Annotated in this window: 13 protein-coding genes; 10 read left to right on the top strand and 3 right to left on the bottom strand. The window is 71.3% G+C overall.

The genetic code is table 11. The features are described from left to right. The first annotated feature begins 56 nt into the window (after positions 1-56). The 9 genes from IPT68_RS18940 (at position 57) to IPT68_RS18900 (ending at position 9,514) form a co-directional block, all read left to right on the top strand. Positions 57-953, top strand: a complete 897-nt coding sequence (locus IPT68_RS18940) for a hypothetical protein (protein ID WP_228039754.1) — start codon at positions 57-59, stop codon at positions 951-953. A gap of 7 nt (positions 954-960) precedes the next feature. Beyond that, complete coding sequence (locus IPT68_RS18935) at positions 961-1,806, top strand: hypothetical protein (protein WP_189695897.1); 846 nt, start codon at positions 961-963, stop codon at positions 1,804-1,806. Beyond that, positions 1,793-4,162, top strand: coding sequence for a hypothetical protein (locus IPT68_RS18930; RefSeq protein ID WP_189695898.1), 2,370 nt, complete (start codon positions 1,793-1,795; stop codon positions 4,160-4,162). The genes IPT68_RS18935 and IPT68_RS18930 overlap by 14 nt, the downstream gene beginning before the upstream one ends. Then, positions 4,162-4,413: a hypothetical protein gene (locus IPT68_RS18925; protein ID WP_189695899.1), complete on the top strand. Its 252-nt coding sequence runs from the start codon at positions 4,162-4,164 to the stop codon at positions 4,411-4,413. The genes IPT68_RS18930 and IPT68_RS18925 overlap by 1 nt, the downstream gene beginning before the upstream one ends. Positions 4,414-4,467: 54 nt before the next feature. Next, positions 4,468-5,109 (top strand): hypothetical protein, encoded by a 642-nt coding sequence (locus tag IPT68_RS18920; protein WP_189695900.1) that lies wholly within the window; start codon positions 4,468-4,470, stop codon positions 5,107-5,109. A 10-nt stretch (positions 5,110-5,119) separates the two neighbouring features. Beyond that, positions 5,120-5,983, top strand: coding sequence for a peptidoglycan-binding protein (locus IPT68_RS18915; RefSeq protein WP_189695901.1), 864 nt, complete (start codon positions 5,120-5,122; stop codon positions 5,981-5,983). Next, entirely contained in the window at positions 5,980-6,234 is a 255-nt protein-coding gene (locus IPT68_RS18910; RefSeq protein ID WP_189695902.1) for a hypothetical protein, read from the top strand. The genes IPT68_RS18915 and IPT68_RS18910 overlap by 4 nt, the downstream gene beginning before the upstream one ends. Positions 6,235-6,586: 352 nt before the next feature. After that, positions 6,587-7,993: an FG-GAP-like repeat-containing protein gene (locus IPT68_RS18905; protein ID WP_189695903.1), complete on the top strand. Its 1,407-nt coding sequence runs from the start codon at positions 6,587-6,589 to the stop codon at positions 7,991-7,993. Positions 7,994-8,098: 105 nt separating this feature from the next. Next, positions 8,099-9,514: an FG-GAP and VCBS repeat-containing protein gene (locus IPT68_RS18900; RefSeq protein WP_189695904.1), complete on the top strand. Its 1,416-nt coding sequence runs from the start codon at positions 8,099-8,101 to the stop codon at positions 9,512-9,514. 79 nt (positions 9,515-9,593) lie between these two features. On the opposite strand, the gene aspS is transcribed toward IPT68_RS18900, so the two are convergent. Continuing rightward, positions 9,594-11,357, bottom strand: a complete 1,764-nt coding sequence (gene aspS / locus IPT68_RS18895; RefSeq protein ID WP_194073993.1) for an aspartate--tRNA ligase — start codon at positions 11,355-11,357, stop codon at positions 9,594-9,596. 143 nt (positions 11,358-11,500) lie between these two features. Between aspS and IPT68_RS18890 the strand changes: the two genes are divergently transcribed. Continuing rightward, positions 11,501-13,684: a SpoIIE family protein phosphatase gene (locus tag IPT68_RS18890; protein ID WP_189695906.1), complete on the top strand. Its 2,184-nt coding sequence runs from the start codon at positions 11,501-11,503 to the stop codon at positions 13,682-13,684. Between the two features lie 22 nt (positions 13,685-13,706). Here the strand turns inward: IPT68_RS18890 and IPT68_RS18885 are convergent, their stop codons facing one another. Together IPT68_RS18885 and IPT68_RS18880 are read right to left on the bottom strand one after the other, a co-directional pair. Next, positions 13,707-14,756, bottom strand: coding sequence for an AI-2E family transporter (locus IPT68_RS18885; protein ID WP_189695907.1), 1,050 nt, complete (start codon positions 14,754-14,756; stop codon positions 13,707-13,709). Between the two features lie 74 nt (positions 14,757-14,830). After that, a complete protein-coding gene (locus IPT68_RS18880; protein WP_194073992.1) occupies positions 14,831-15,808 on the bottom strand; it encodes a pirin family protein in 978 nt (325 codons plus the stop codon). Between the last annotated feature and the right edge of the window lie 6 nt (positions 15,809-15,814).

Below are 15,814 nucleotides of genomic sequence, written 5' to 3'. Positions count from 1 at the left end.
ACGCGTCCGCGGGCCTGGACCGTTTGCGCTCCCGCGCCGGTGCGTCCGCTACGTCCGTGTCCAGTCTCAAGGACGCGACCGCCAAGAGCGGGAGCGCGCTCAACACCCTCCGTGGCCGGGCCGCCGGTGCGGACCAGGCCGTGGCCAAGTCCCGGAGCTCCACCGACAAGTTCAAGTCCTCCCTCGACAAGCTCAAATCCTCCTCCGGCAAGGCCGAGACCGCCCTGCGCGACGTCAAGCGCCAGTCCGACGCCGTAGAGAAGTCCGTAGGCAAGGCCGGCAAGAACGCCGACCGGGGCGGGAAGTCCATGGGAGGTCTCGGCAAGGGGCTCAAGGGGGCCTCGCTGGCTCAGAAGGGGCTCAACCTGGCCATGGCGGCCAGCCCGTTCGGGCTGATCATGACGCTGCTCGCGCCGCTCATCGCGAAGTTCGTCAATATGGACAAGGTCACCGCCGCCCTCGCCAAGGGCACCAAGTGGGCCTTCAACGCCGTCGTCGGCGCCGTCCGGTCCTCCGCCGGGCCCATCAAGTCCATCCTCAAGGGCATCATCAACTCCTTCACCGCCCTGCCCCGCGCCTACATCAGCGGCATCAACCTCATGATCGGCGCCCTGAACCGCGTCCACGTCAAGATCCCCAGCTGGGTACCGGTCATCGGCGGCAAGGACTTCCGGATCAACATCCCGAAGATCCCCAACATCCCCACCCTCGCCCAGGGCGGCATCGTCCCCGCCCGCGCCGGCGGCCGACTCGCCGTCATCGGTGAGGGCGGGGAACCCGAGGCCGTCATCCCGCTCTCCAAGCTGGAGCACATGATCGGCTCTGGCGGCGGACTGCGCCGCCTCGCCGCCGCCGTCGAGAAACTTGCCGAGCGGCCCGTCCACGTCGAGGTGGACTCCCAGACCATCGCCCGCGCCGTCTTCATCGGACAGCGCCAGCTCGCCCGGAGGTGAGGAACACATGGCCAGGAATCTGTGGATCGGCAAGCCGGGTCTGCTGCGTGAGATGAGCCAGGCCGCCAAGAGCTGGGACCGCAGCGCCGAGCTGAACGTCAGCGAGTTCAAGTCGCTGGAGGGGCAGATCACCACGGTCGCCCCCGCCCGCAGCACCCGTCGACTCAAGTTCTCCTGGGAGTGGCTGGAACCGGCCGACGCCCAGCACCTCGTACGACTGGCGCGACGCGTCAACGGCCCCGGAATGCAGGGCGACTGGCAGGCCGCGTACGGCCCCGTCGCCCTGCTCGACCCGGCGTCCGTGAACCTTCTCGACCCGTACCAGGCCGCCGCCCAGAGCAGCCTCGCGGGCGGCGCGGACCACTGGTTCACCGTGACCGGGGCGATCACCATCAGCCCCTTCGTCGGCGACGTCGTCCTCGGCGACTGCCAGGACCCGGCCACCAGGATCGGGTGGCGGCACGGTGTCTGGGCCGGCTGGCCGGTCATGCCCGGCATGCAGGTCTCCTGGATGGTGCCGCCGGACTGGAACGCGGGCCTGTGCACCGCCCAGCTCGACTGGAAGGACCGGGACGGCGCGTATCTGAGCAGCACCTCCGCCAACGCCTCGGTGGTCACCGGCACCGCCCCCGCGGGCGCCGCCTTCGTCACCCCGATCGGCGGCCCCGGCCAGATCGGCATCACAGGGCTCGCCGGGGCCTGCCTGACCATCGGCGAGGCACCGACCGCCTTCGCCCTCGGCGACGGCTGCCCCGCCATGGCGGTCACCTCGTTCAGCGACGCTCCGGCAAGCAGGCTGCCGTACCGGAACATCAGCATCGATCTGGTGGAGGTGCACGGTGCAGCCGTCTGACGAGGTGCTCGACGCCGCCCTGGCGGCCCCCGAGCGCACCCCCGTCCACTCCACCCGGCTCGGCGGCAAGGATCTCGGCCCCCAGGTGCAGTCGTGGAAGGTGGAGCGGGCCTACAACACCGATCTCCCGGAAGCCATGCGGGCGTTCAGCGGCAGCGCCGCCGCGCAGTTCGAGGCGCAGCTCGCGGGCGCGGACGGGGTTCCCGCCCCGCGCCTGTACTCGGCCTGGGCCGGCCGCGCCACCGGCGACGCCGTACGCCCCAGCCAGTCCGTCGTGCACAAGACGGGTGTCAGCGGCCACACCTTGCCGGCCTTCCGCGGCACCGTACGCTCCCGTACCGCCGCGTCCGGCAGCGACACCGTCACCATCCAGGCCCTGGACGGTGCCGAGCGGCTGCGCGGTCCCGCCTCGCTTCCGCGTCCTTACCACGGCGTTCTGACCGGCCGGCGCGTCGCCACCGCCGTCTGGTGCGTGGACGAACTGCTGCGCCAGGGCGGCATCGACACGTGTCCACCGCCGCGCGCCCCGCTCGCCGACACCGACGACACCGCCCCGTTCACGGTGCTGTACGCCTCCTTGCACGGCGGCGTCAACGCCAGCTACGGCCAGCCCGAGAACGTGCCGTGGGTCGGGGACTACGACTGGATACGTGACGGCGCTCCCTTCGAAATGGCGCTGATGCCGAAGGCGGCCGGCCTGAACGCCTCGTGGATGCCGCGCTCACGGTTCCTCACGCCGGGCGATGTCTTCCAGGTCGAGTGCTGGGTCAACACCGCCATGACCAGGGGCAACAAGATCGAGCTCAAGGCCGTCTTCGACCGCAGCGGAGGGGCGTACGGCTTTGTGAGCGGAGTCTTCGACATCTCGACGGGACAGGTCAGTATCCACTCCGGCACGCTGAACGGCACGAGCACGTACTTCTACTGGACCTCCAGCAAGCTGGCGGCCCTGCGGGGCACCTGGCATCTCGGCTTCATGGTCGACACCAGGTCGTCCGGCAGCAGCGTGTTCCCGACCGTACAGCCCCGGATGACGGGGCCCGACGGCTCGTACTTCGTCGGCGGCATGGCCACCTTCACGGATCCCGCGGCGAGTCAGCCCCGCGCCGAGCTCTACCGCGTCGACATGACCACGGACATGGCGGTGGAGTGCCTTCAGGTGACCGACCGGGTCTGGACCGACACGGCGACCTATCCCACGGCGGAGTGGGAACAGCGGGACAAATGGATCAAGGGTGCGGTGCTCGACGACGCCGACCTGCCCCTGTACGACATCCCGAAGGTGTCGGGTTCGCAGTGGGACGTGATCACCGAGATCGCCCGTGCCAGCATGTCCACGGCCGAATTCGACGAGCAGGGCATCTTCCACTGGAGGGGCCCGGCCCGGTTCGGCACAGTGCCCACCGAACCCGATCTCACCGTAACCACCCGCCGCGACATCGCCTCGCTCACCATCAGCGAGGAGATCGACGCCTGCCGCAATCACTGCGAGCAGCCGTACAAGGACTGGTCGGGTGTCAGCAGCGCCGCCGGCGCCGTCGTGGACGACACGGTGATACGGGAGCTCAAGCCGGGCATCCCGGTGGAAGTGCCCTACGCCATGGCGGAGGACGAGTACGACATCGGCCCCCTGGTCACCGTCGACGACTCGGTGGTGAACAACGGCCACCGGGTGCGCTTCGGCACCCTGGCCACCGGTGGTACGGCGGTCAAGGGTGTGGTCACGGTCAGCTGCCGTCGCGAAGGCCCGTCGTACATCGCCCGTTTCACCAACACCGGGACCACGAGCCTGTGGACGGTCACCTCGGACGGCAAGCCTTCCGTGCGCGTCGTCCCTCAGAAGGCGACGGGCGAGGCGAAGCAGCGCAACTGGGCCTGGTGGAACACGACCAGCCAGCAGTACTACGGCAAGCAGCAGTTCACGGCTCCCGCCTCCGACTGGGTGCAGAACAGCGCCACCGCGAGCACCCTGTCGAAGACCATGCTCAACGCCGGCCGCTATCCGGTGCCGGTGCTGGGAGAAGTCGAGGTCCTGCACGATCCCCGCATCCAACTCGGCGACGTAGTACGGGTGGTGGACACGTCGGGGGCGCAGCTCGACACGCTCGCCTGGGTGGTCGGGATGCGCACCTCCTTCACCGCGGGCAGCGCGCCGCAGCAGACACTCACCCTGCGCGGCACCTCGTACAACGGTGTCCCGCTGGACGCGGATCTGACCCCGGACGGGCCGCTCGATCCTGCCTACGGCACACAACGTCTGTACGCGCAGGTCACCGCCCAGTACGCCACGCTGGCCGACCTGATGGCGGGCGAGCCCCACTACCGGGCGCTGCTGACGGCCACGGGAGGTGCGTGATGAGCGAAGCGCCCGTCGAGCCCTCCGCCGAGCTCTTCGTCGAGCCCTCCGCCGAATCGCCCGCCGCGCTCTTCGTCGAACCCGCCGCCGAGCCGCCCGTCGGATTGTTCGCTGAGCCGTCCGTCGGCCCCACGGCCGAGCCGCCCCTGGACCCGCCCGCCGGCGTCCCCGTGCCCATCGACAGTCCCGTCGTGCGCTCGGGCGATGAGAGCGCCGGACCCGTGGTCCTGCCGCCGCTCTTCGAAGCCTGAGCCCGCCGCCCACTCCCTCTCCGTACAGCACCGCCGCCAGGAGGTCTCCCTGTCATGTCCCTGTTGACCCCGTTGGGGAATCTGCCCTACCCGCAGTCCACCGACGCCGCCAACGTCCCGCTCCACATCCAGTCGCTCGCCGAGGCGGTGGACGGCCGCACCGTCCTGCGCTTCGCCGACGCCGCCACCCGGGACGCCAAGATCACCGCCCCGGTCGCCGGCATGCTCGCCTGGCTCACCACGCCGGGGCGGCTGTACTACTACACGGGCACCCTCTGGGCCCTCGTGTCCCCCGGCCCGGTCCACAAGGCCAACACCACGACCGGCACCACCACGTCCACCGCCTACGTCGAAACCCTCACCGGCTCCACGGGGGACCCGACGGCCGTCTCCTTCACGGCCCCGCCGTCCGGCACCGTGCTCGTCTCCGTCGGTGCGAGGGGCAACAGCAGTGCCGCGACGTCCTGTTTCGTGTCGGCCAACGTACGGCTGGGCACCACGGTCACCTCGGCGGCGGCGGACACCCGTGCCGCGGTCGTCACCGGTACGAGCGCCGCCTCGGCGCACACCCAGTACCAGCTCACGGGCCTCACCGTGGGCGGCGCCTACACCGCGACCCTCGCCTACAAGTCGGCCGTCACCACCAGCACGGCCACGTTCACCAACCGCTTCGTGACCATCACCCCCGTCATGTGAGGACCCGCTCATGGCAGCACCCCTGACCGCAGACGCCTTCGTCCGCGCCCTGCGCGGCGAGGGCGTCCGCTTCGTGGAACACGGAACCTGGAAGACCCACAACCGCAATCACAAGGGCCCCTGGGGCCCGGTCCACGGCGTGATGCTGCATCACACCGCCGGCATCAACAGCCTCACCCTGTGCCGTGACGGCACCGCGGCGCTGCCCGGCCCGCTGTGCGTCGGGCTGATCGCCAAGGACGGCACGGTGCATCTCGTCGGATACGGCCGTACGAACCACGCCGGATCCGGCTCCACAGCCGTACTCGACGCGGTCGTCGCCGAGCGCACGCCGCCGTCCCCGGGGCCGGACGCAGTCGACGGCAACGCCCGTTTCTACGGCTTCGAGATCGAGAACCTCGGCGACGGCCGCGATCCGTACCCGGCGGATCAACTCGCCGCCGCGGAACGGGTGTCTGCGGCGCTGTGCCGGGCCCACGGCTGGTCGGCCGGGAGCGTGATCGGCCACAAGGAGTGGACCCGGCGCAAGATCGACCCGTCGTTCTCGATGGCCGGGATGCGCTCGCGGATCGAGGCCCGGCTGGGGACCAGGCCCGTCCCCGCGCCCGCGGCCTGCGCCCCCTTCCCCGGGGCCGCCTTCTTCGTGCCGGGCCGGCGCAGTGCGCTGTTCACGGCCGTCGGACAGCGCCTGGTGGCCGAGGGCTGCGGTCGGTACGCGGTCGGTCCTGGCCCGGTCTGGGGCGAGGCCGACGTCCGCTCGTACGCGGCGTGGCAGCGCAAGCTCGGGTACGCCGGTGCCGGGGCCGACGGCATACCGGGCCGGGCGAGTTGGGACAGGCTGCGTGTCCCGGCCGTGCCCGGCACGGGGTCATGACCCCGACGGAGGCCGGCGGAGTGGCCGTGGAACTGGAACGCCTGCGCCGCTCCGTGGACGTCGGCTTCGCCACCACCCGCGGTGACCTGGCCCTCCTCCTGCAACGCGCCGACCAGACCGACAAGACCCTCGCCGACCACGAGGAACGCCTCGACGCCCTGGAACGCACCCGCTGGCCCCTGCCGTCCCTGGCGGCAGCGACGTCCTGCACGGCACTCGCCATCACGCTGTGGGAGACGGTGGGACGTTGAGAAGCTGAGAAGGCTGCAGAGCGGACGTAGTGGCACGTATGTGGCACGACCCCGGATACGACGAAGGGCCGGCCTGGGAGGAAACCCGGATCCACATGGCTGACCACCGCCTTCCAGAGCCCAGATCCCCCGTCACCGTCACCTCCCACCCGTGCCGCCAGGCATCCGCGGCCCGGCCGATGTCCTCGGCGCGCAGTTCGACCCGGACGCGTCGCTGACGCTGGGTTTCTTCGTGGAGGAAGGATCCAAAGATCGTCGAGGGAGTGTTCTGAGCCCTCTGAGCTGATCTACAACCCTCCGGGGCGCTGAGTGGTCCCCTTCTCCGGCTGTGTGTCGAAGAAGGGGACTTCTCATGCGTGGATGGGGTGGGGCCGCGGTCGTGGCCGCCTCGGTGATCGCGGCGACGCTGGCGCCGGCCGGGTCGGCCGCCGCCGTGCACGGGGCAGTGCCGGGGGACTTCAACGGCGACGGGTACCGGGACCTGGTGCTGCCGGTGCCAGGGGCGGATATCGGCCCTTACGACAAGGCGGGAGCCGTCGTCGTGGTGTACGGCTCGGCGAACGGCGTCTCGACGACGAGCCGACGCCAGACGATCACCGAGGACTCGCCCGGTATCCCTGGGCACCTGTTCGAGGGGGACCGGTTCGGCACCACCACGGCAACGGCCGACCTGAACCGGGACGGATACGCCGACCTGGTCGTCGGCTCCCCGTACAGCATTGCGGACCGGCAGGTCACGGTGCTCTGGGGAAGCGGGAGCGGCCTGGCCAAGGGCACCCGGCTGCCGCAGCAGTTGCACCAGGGCGACAACGGCCTGGACGTGGCCGCGACCAGCCTGGGGACCGGCTCCAAGACCAAGATCCTGATCGGCGGCGACGTGTGGACGACCGTCTTCAAGGGCCCGTTCGCCACGGGCGGCTCGTACGGATCGAGCGTCGAGACCCGGATCGACAACGCCGTCGGCTCGGTCGCCCTCGGCGACTTCAACCGCAGCGGCAGCCCCGACCAGGTGGCCTTCGGCGCGCTCCGGCCCGAGCTGAGCGGCAGCCCGATCATGGTCAACCACGGCGGCACCGAGACGTGGCCGGAGCCGCTGGAGCAGGGCAACGGCCTGCTCGCCGCCACCGGTGACGTCAACGGCGACGGCTACGCCGACCTCGTGGTCGGGGACCCGCTGGAGCCCGTGACGCCTGGCGTCGACGGCGAGCTCGGCGGGCGTGTGCTGGTCTACCGCGGTTCGGCGAGGGGTATCAACCGCGAGCAGAAGCCCGAGGTGATCACCCAGCAGACCTCGGGCGTCCCCGGTACCAGCGAGAAGGGCGACGCCTTCGGCGGGGGCCTGGCCGTGGCCGACCTCAACCGGGACGGCGCCGCCGAGATCGTCGTCGGAGCGCCGTACGAGTCCGTCGGCGCGGCGGAGCGGGCGGGCACCGTCACCGTGGTCCCCGGCCGCCGCTCGGGCGCGCTCGGCACCGGCGGGTACTCCTTCCACCAGGACACCGCCGGAGTCCCCAGCGGCAACGAGGCCGGTGACTTCTTCGGCACCACGGTCGCCGCGGGGGACCTGAACCGGGACGGCAGGCCCGAACTGACCATCGGCGCGGCCGGTGAGAACAACGGCAACGGCGCGGTCTTCGTGCTGCCCGGTGGCTCCTCGCGCCCGACGGGCACCGGCAGCCGCGTCTTCACCCTGGAGTCGCTCGGCATGGCACAGGCCGAGGGCTGGCTGGGCGGCAAAGGCCTGCTCAGGCTCCTGTGACGGCCTGTCGCGACAATCTCCGTACAAGGTGACGTAACCAGCCGTACAACCGACCGGCGCCGTGACAAGTCCCCTTTCTCAAGGGCGTTGGGGAAGGGGAAAGACATGGGCAGATGGAGGGCGGCCGCACTGGTGGCCGCCGGACTGGTCGCGGGGCTGCTGGCACCGGCGACCCCCGCCGCGGCCATCCACGGTGCCGTGCCGGGCGACTTCGACGGTGACGGCTATCGCGACGTGGTGCTGCCGATCCCGGGCGCGGACATCGGTACGCACTCCCGGGCGGGTGCCGTCGTCATCCTGTACGGCTCCGCGAACGGGGTGACGACCAGGAGCCGGCGCCAGGTCATCACCGAGGACTCACCCGGCATTCCGGGGGAGATCCGCGGCTACGACCGGTTCGGCACCTCAACGGCCACCGCGGACCTGAACCGGGACGGCTACGCCGACCTGGTCGTCGGGACACCCTACGAGGGCGGCGGCGGCACGGTGCAAGTGATCTGGGGCGGCAGGAGCGGCCTGGGCAAGGGCAGCTTCCTGCCGATCGTCGCGGACGGCGCCGACTGGCACGGCGTGGACGTGGCGGCGATCAGTGCCGGACCCGGTGACAGAACCAAGGTCCTGGTCGGCGGATCGCAGCACACCGTCGTGTACAAGGGCCCGTTCAGCAGCACCGGCAACGCCTTCGCCTCGGCCTATCAGATCGGGTGGAACAGCACCGTCGGGTCGGTGGCGTTCGGCGACTTCGACCGCAACGGGACTCCCGACCAGGTGTACTTCGGCCCCCGGCGGGCCGATGTGACGGGCAGCGACATCGTGCTGGTCAAGGACGGCTTCACGGGCGGCCGGGACACCTTCCAGCAGGGCAACGGGTTCATCGCCGCGACCGGGGACGTCAACGGCGACGGCTACCCCGACCTCGTGGTCGGCGACCCGCTGACGCCCGTGACCCCGGGCGTCGACGGCGAGCTGGGCGGGCGGGTGCTGGTCTGGCGCGGATCGGCGCGCGGCCTCGACCCCTACGCCAAGCCCGAGGTGATCACCCAGGAGACCGAGGGCGTGCCCGGCACCAGTGAGAAGCAGGACACCTTCGGGGCCGCCCTCGCGGTGGCCGACCTCGACCGGGACGGTGCCGCCGAGATCATCGTCGGGGCGCCGTACGAGGCCGTCGGCGCGGTCCGGCGTACGGGCATGGTCACCGTGATCCCGGGCCGCCGCTCGGGCCCGCTCGGCCCCGGCGGGTACTCCTTCCACCAGGACACCCCCGGTGTCCCCAGCGTCAACGAGACCCGCGACTGCTTCGGCACCACGGTCTCCGCCGGAGACGTGAACCGCGACGGCAGACCGGAGCTGTTCATCGGCGCGGCGTGCGAGAACCACTACAACGGCGCTGTCTTCATGCTGCCCGGCGGCTCCTCCCGCCCGACCGGCACCGGCAGCCGCGTCTTCACCCTGGACTCGCTCGGCATGCCCCAGTGGTACGAGGGCTGGCTGGGCGGCAACGGACTGTTCTGGGTCATCTGACGCAGCCGCTCCGGTGAGTGCCCCCCATACGCCAGTGGCCCGGAACCGGCGTCGGTTCCGGGCCACTGGCGTGAGGTGCCTACTTCGGCTGCGGCTTGCGCACCGTCAGGTGCAGCTCCTTCAGCCGGGCCTCCTCCAGCTCCGTCGGGGCGCCCATCATCAGGTCCTGGGCGTTGCCGTTGAGCGGGAACGCGATGGTCTCGCGGATGTTGGGCTCGTCGGCGAGCAGCATGACGATGCGGTCGACGCCGGGCGCGATGCCACCGTGCGGCGGGGCGCCGAAGCGGAACGCGCGCAGCATGCCGGCGAACTTGTCCTCGACGGTCTCCCGGTCGTACCCGGCGATCTCGAAGGCCTTGAGCATGATCTCCGGCTCGTGGTTCCGGATCGCGCCCGAGGACAGCTCCACGCCGTTGCAGACGATGTCGTACTGCCAGCCCAGGATGTCCAGCGGGTCCTGGGTCTGCAGCGCCTCCAGGCCGCCCTGCGGCATGGAGAACGGGTTGTGCGAGAAGTCGATCGCGCCGGTCTCCTCGTCCTTCTCGTACATCGGGAAGTCGACGATCCAGCAGAAGCGGAAGACGCCCTCCTCGAAGTGGCCGGCCCGCTTCGCGGCCTCGACGCGCACCGCGCCCATGATCTTCGAGACCTCGTCGAACTCTCCCGCGCCGAAGAACACCGCGTGACCGGCGGCCAGCGACAGCCGCTTGGTCAGCTCGGCGACGTTGTCCTCCGTGAGGAACTTCGCGATCGGACCGGACAGCGTGCCGTCCTCGCCGACCCGCACCCACGCCAGGCCCTGCGCGCCCAGCGAGACGGCGTACTCGCCGAGCTGGTCGAAGAACTTCCGGGGCTGCGCGGCGACGTCCGGCACCGGCAGCGCCCGCACGTGCTTGCCCGCGAACGCCTTGAACGCGGAGCCCTCGAAGATGTCGGTGATGTCGACGAGTTCCAGCTGGGCGCGCAGGTCCGGCTTGTCGGAGCCGTACTTCAGCATCGCCTCGCGGAACGGGATCCGGGGGAACGGAGAGGTGACGTGGCGGCCGCCGCCGAACTCCTCGAACAGCTCGGTCATCAGCTGCTCGACGGGCTGGAAGACGTCCTCCTGCTCCACGAAGGACATCTCGATGTCGAGCTGGTAGAACTCGCCCGGCGAGCGGTCCGCGCGCGCGTCCTCGTCGCGGAAGCAGGGCGCGATCTGGAAGTAGCGGTCGAAGCCGGAGATCATCAGCAGCTGCTTGAACTGCTGCGGGGCCTGCGGGAGGGCGTAGAACTTGCCCGGGTTCAGGCGGGAGGGGACGACGAAGTCGCGGGCGCCCTCGGGAGAGGTCGCGGACAGGATCGGCGTCGCCATCTCGTTGAAGCCCAGCGCCGTCATCTTGTGCCGGATCGCCGAGATGACCGCCGTGCGCAGCATGATGTTGCGGTGCATGCGCTCGCGGCGCAGGTCCAGGAAGCGGTACTCCAGACGCCGCTCCTCGTTGACCCCGTCCTCGGTGTTGATCGTGAAGGGCAGCGGGGCGGCCGCGCCCAGCACCTCGACCTCGCCGACCTCGATCTCGATCTCGCCGGTGGGCAGCTCGGAGTTGATGTTCTCGGCGCCACGGGAGACGACCTGGCCGTCGACCCGGACGACGGTCTCCTTGGAGAGCTTGTCCAGCGCCTCGTACGCGGCCGTGTTGGGCCGGGCGACCAGCTGCGTGATGCCGTAGTGGTCACGCAGATCGATGAAGAGGATGCCGCCCAGGTCGCGCCGATTGTGCAGCCAGCCACTCAGCCGGACGTCGGTGCCGACGTCAGAAGCGCGGAGCTCGCCGCAGGTGTGGGACCTGTACCGATGCATCGTCGTTCATCCAGCCTTCGCAGATCGGGGTTGTTTCACGTGAAACACCCCCAGGGTACCGGCCGCCCGGGAAGGCCTCTTCACGATGACCGGTGTACCGACATGGGTGGCAGCGTCCGATCACCTGTTCTTAGAGTGGGGCAATGCGCACTGGTGAGCCCCTGCCCGCCGTGGGGCAGGTTCTCACTGCCCTCGCGACCGGCCTGTGGCACTGGGACACGGCCACGAAGCTGGTCACGGTGGACGCCGAGGCCGCTCGGCTGCTCGGCCTGCCCGCCGAGCAGGCGACCTTCACCGAGGCCCGGGTCAGGGCCCGGCTGCACCCCGTGGACTGGAACGAGATCGTCAGCGTCGTCGGCCTCGCCGCCGCCGAGGGCACGCTCGCCGAGGTGCGCGTGCGGATCATGGACGAGCGGGGCCGGGTGATCCGTACCGTGCGCAGCCGGTCCAAGCCGAGCTACGACCGCACACGCCGGGCCTTCCAGCTGATCGGCACCCTCCAGGAGGTCACCGACCCCTCCCCGGGCACCCCGGCGGGCCGCCGAACGGTCACCGGCGACTGGCGGCGCTCCAGGGAGGCGTTCCTGCTGGACGCGGGCCGTGCGCTGGCCGAGGCACGGTCCACCACGGAGGTGCTGCGGGTCGCGGCCGGGCTGTCGATGCCGGGCTTCTCCCCGGACGGGCTCGCGGTCTTCGGCGTCGAGGGCGACCGGCTGACGATCATCGGCCACCACGGTCAGCGGCCCGGTGACGAGGACCCGTTCCTGGACATGGCCCTGGCGACGGACTATCCGGCGGCGGAGGTCGTGCGGACCGGCCGCGCCGTCTACCTCTCCTCGCCCGAGCAGTACAAGTCTCGTTACCCGCTCACCTGGCATCTCGCCGAGCAGTTCGGCCGCCAGTCGTGGGCCTTCCTTCCGCTGACGGTCGCCGGGCGGACCATGGGCGCCTGGATGGCGGCCTTCGCCTATCCGGTGACGTTCACACCGGACGAGCGGTCCGTGCTGACCACGGTCGCCCGGATGCTCGCCCAGGCCCTCACCCGGGCCGGCGCCGCCGAGTCCGAGCGGGAGCTGACCGACGGCCTCCAGCGCTCCATGCTGCCCACCCTGGGCCCGGAGATCCCCGGCATGAGCGTCGCCGCCCGCTACGTCCCCACCGGCGGCGGTCTGCAGGTCGGCGGCGACTGGTACGACATGATCCCGCTGCCCGGGGGCACGTCCCGGACGACGTCCGGGGGAGGCAGGTTCGCCCTCGTCATCGGCGACGTCCAAGGGCACGACGTGCGGGCGGCGGGCCTGATGGGCCAGCTGCGGATCGCCCTGCGGGCGTACGCCTCCGAGGGCCACCGCCCCGACGCCGTGCTGTCCCGCGCCTCCCGCTTCCTGCACGGCATCAACGCCGCCGGCGAGGACCCCGCCGACCTGCGCTTCGCGACCTGTCTGTACGTCGAGGCCGACCCGGAGACCGGTGTGCTGGAGATCGCCCGCGCCGGGCACCCGGACCCGGCGATCAGGATGGCGGACGGCACGGTCCTGAAACGCCCGACGGCCGGCGGGCTGCCCCTCGGCATCGACCCGGACGCCGACTACCCCACCACCGAGCTGGTCCTCGAACCCGGCGAGACCATGCTGCTGTGCACCGACGGCCTGATCGAGACCGGCGGGCACGACCTGGACACCGGCTGGGCGCGCGTCCGCACCATCCTGGAGGAGCACCAGGGCGACCTGGACGAGCTCGCCGACTCGCTGGTCCAGGCCGTGCACGGGCCGTCGTCCCACCACACCACCGGTCCGCTCGTCGACCGGCGCGAGGACGACATCGCCGTCCTGCTGCTGCGCAGACAGGTTGAGGGCTGCGGCGGCGACACGGCGCCCGCACCGCCGCGGCGCCGGCGCACGGTGCTGACGGTCGCCCAGGCCGAGCCGGAGCGCGTCGCCGAAGCCCGGCAGCACTTGCGCGAGCTGCTGCACGACTGGGGCTCCGCCGACCAGGTCGACTCGGCGGTGCTGCTGCTGTCCGAGATGCTCACCAACGTCCTCGTGCACACCGACAACGACGCGCTGCTGGTCGCAGAGGTCACCGAGGTCGCCGGGGAGCCGGGCGCCCGGCGGATGCGGGTGGAGGTCACCGACGCCAGCGACAACCTGCCGCACAGGCGCCGACCCGGGGAACTGGCGTCCTCCGGGCGCGGCCTGATGCTGATCGAGCTGCTGGCGCACGCGTGGGGGGTCGATCCGCGGGGTGAGGGCAAGAGCATCTGGTTCGAGCTGAACGAGGCCGACGCGTCGGACGGCGCCGCCGGGACCGACGGCCACCACCCCTGACGAGGGCGCGCCCGCCCGCCGGCTACGACTCTGCGGGCTCCGGAGGTGCTCCGCTGCGCGACCGCAGCTCGTGCACGACGGCGAAGGCGGCGGCGGTGAGCGGCACCGACAGCAGGATGCCCAGGATCCCGGCGACCGACGCCCCGGCGGTGATCGCGAGCAGCACGATCGCCGGATGCATGTGCACGGTCCGGCTCTGCACCAGCGGCTGGAGCACATGCCCTTCCAGCACCTGCACGGCGAGCACCACCCCGAGCGCCCACAGCGCGATGACGAACCCCCGGTCGGCGAGCGCGACGAGCACGGCCACGGCACCGGAGAGGAACGCGCCGAGGTAGGGGATGTACGCGGCGACGAAGACCAGCGCGCCCAGCCCGACCGCGCCCGGCACGTCCAGGATCAGCAGCCCGACGGTGATGCACACGGCGTCGATGAAGGCGATGAAGGTGGTGCCGCGCATGAACCCCTCGACGGCCCGGAAGGCCCGCCGCGCCATGGCCTCCACGGTGTCGGCGGTGCCGCGCGGCGCGAGCGTGCGCAGGCCGTGCGCGGCCCGGTCGGAGTCCCGCAGGAAGAAGAAGACGAGCAGCAGGGCCAGTACGGCCATGGCGATGGTCTCCCCGACCACGCTGACCCCGCTGATCACTCCCGAGGCGGCCGTGCCGCCGAACCTCCGCAGCAGTTCGCGGGAGTTGGAGGCGAGGTCGTCCAGCGACGTCCCGGCCGCCCCGAAGTACTTGGCGATGTCCTGGGCCGCCCGCCGCAGCGAGGCGACGATCTGGTCGCCCGACTCGATGAGCGCGGCGACGACGATGTAGAGCGCACCGCCCACCACCGCCACCACGGCGACGCAGGTGAGGGCGGCGGCGAGGGACCGGTTGACGCCGACGTCGACGAGCCGCCGGTACAGCGGACCCAGCAGCGCGGCGCCGAGCAGCGCGAGCAGCACCGGCACGACGGCCGTGCGCAGCTTGCCGCAGAGCAGGACCCCGAGGTACCCGACGGCGGCGGCCAGCAGCACGACCGCGCACCAGGCGGCGAACCGCCGGACGGGAACGGGAAGCAGGTGCACGCTTCCCACCCGACCATGCGACGGCCGGGCTGTCTCGCGCGGACAGCCCGGCCGGGTGACGGTGCGTCAGGACGTCAGTCCTGCGGGCCGCTCTCGGTCATGCCGTGCACCGCCGGGATCGTCCCCAGACGGCCCTTCTGGAAGTCCTCGAAGGCCTGCATCAGCTCGTCCTTGGTGTTCATGACGAACGGGCCGTAGTGGGCCATCGGCTCACGGATCGGCTGTCCGCCGAGCAGGACGACCTCCAGGTCCGGCGTGTGCGAGTCCTGCTTCTCGTCCGCGCGGACGGTCAGCGCGGAGCCCGCGCCGAACACGGCGGTCTGCCCGAGGTGGATCGGCCGCCGCTCGGCACCCACCGCGCCCCGCCCCGCCAGCACGTACGCGAGCCCGTTGAAGTCCTCCCGCCACGGCAGGGTGATCTCCGCGCCGGGCGCCAGCGTCGCGTGGATCATCGTGATCGGGGTGTGGGTGATGCCGGGACCGGCGTGACCGTCCAGCTCACCGGCGATGACACGGAGCAGCGCGCCGCCGTCGGGGGACGTGAGCAGCTGGACGCTGCCGCCGCGGATGTCCTGGTAGCGCGGCGCCATCATCTTGTCCTTGGCCGGCAGGTTCACCCACAGCTGGAGGCCGTGGAAGAGGCCGCCGGACATCACCAGATGCTCCGGCGGGGCCTCGATGTGCAGCAGGCCGGAGCCCGCGGTCATCCACTGGGTGTCGCCGTTGGTGATGGTGCCGCCACCGCCCTGGGAGTCCTGGTGGTCGAAGATCCCGTCGATGATGTAGGTGACGGTCTCGAAGCCGCGGTGCGGGTGCCAGGGCGTGCCCTTCGGCTCTCCGGGCGCGTAGTCCACCTCGCCCATCTGGTCCATCATGATGAACGGGTCGAGGTGGCGGTAGTTGATCCCCGCGAACGCCCGGCGCACCGGGAAGCCCTCGCCCTCGAATCCGCTCGGCGCGGTCGCGACGGCGAGCACGGGGCGTGCCACGGCGTCGGCCGGCGCGGTCACGCGGGGCAGCGTCAGCGGGTTCTCGACGGTCACTGCGGGCATGTCGGT

Source organism: Streptomyces chromofuscus (assembly GCF_015160875.1).
Taxonomy (GTDB): domain Bacteria; phylum Actinomycetota; class Actinomycetes; order Streptomycetales; family Streptomycetaceae; genus Streptomyces; species Streptomyces chromofuscus.
The sequence above is the reverse complement of the archived record's forward strand: the minus strand, read 5'-3'. Positions and strand labels throughout refer to the sequence as shown.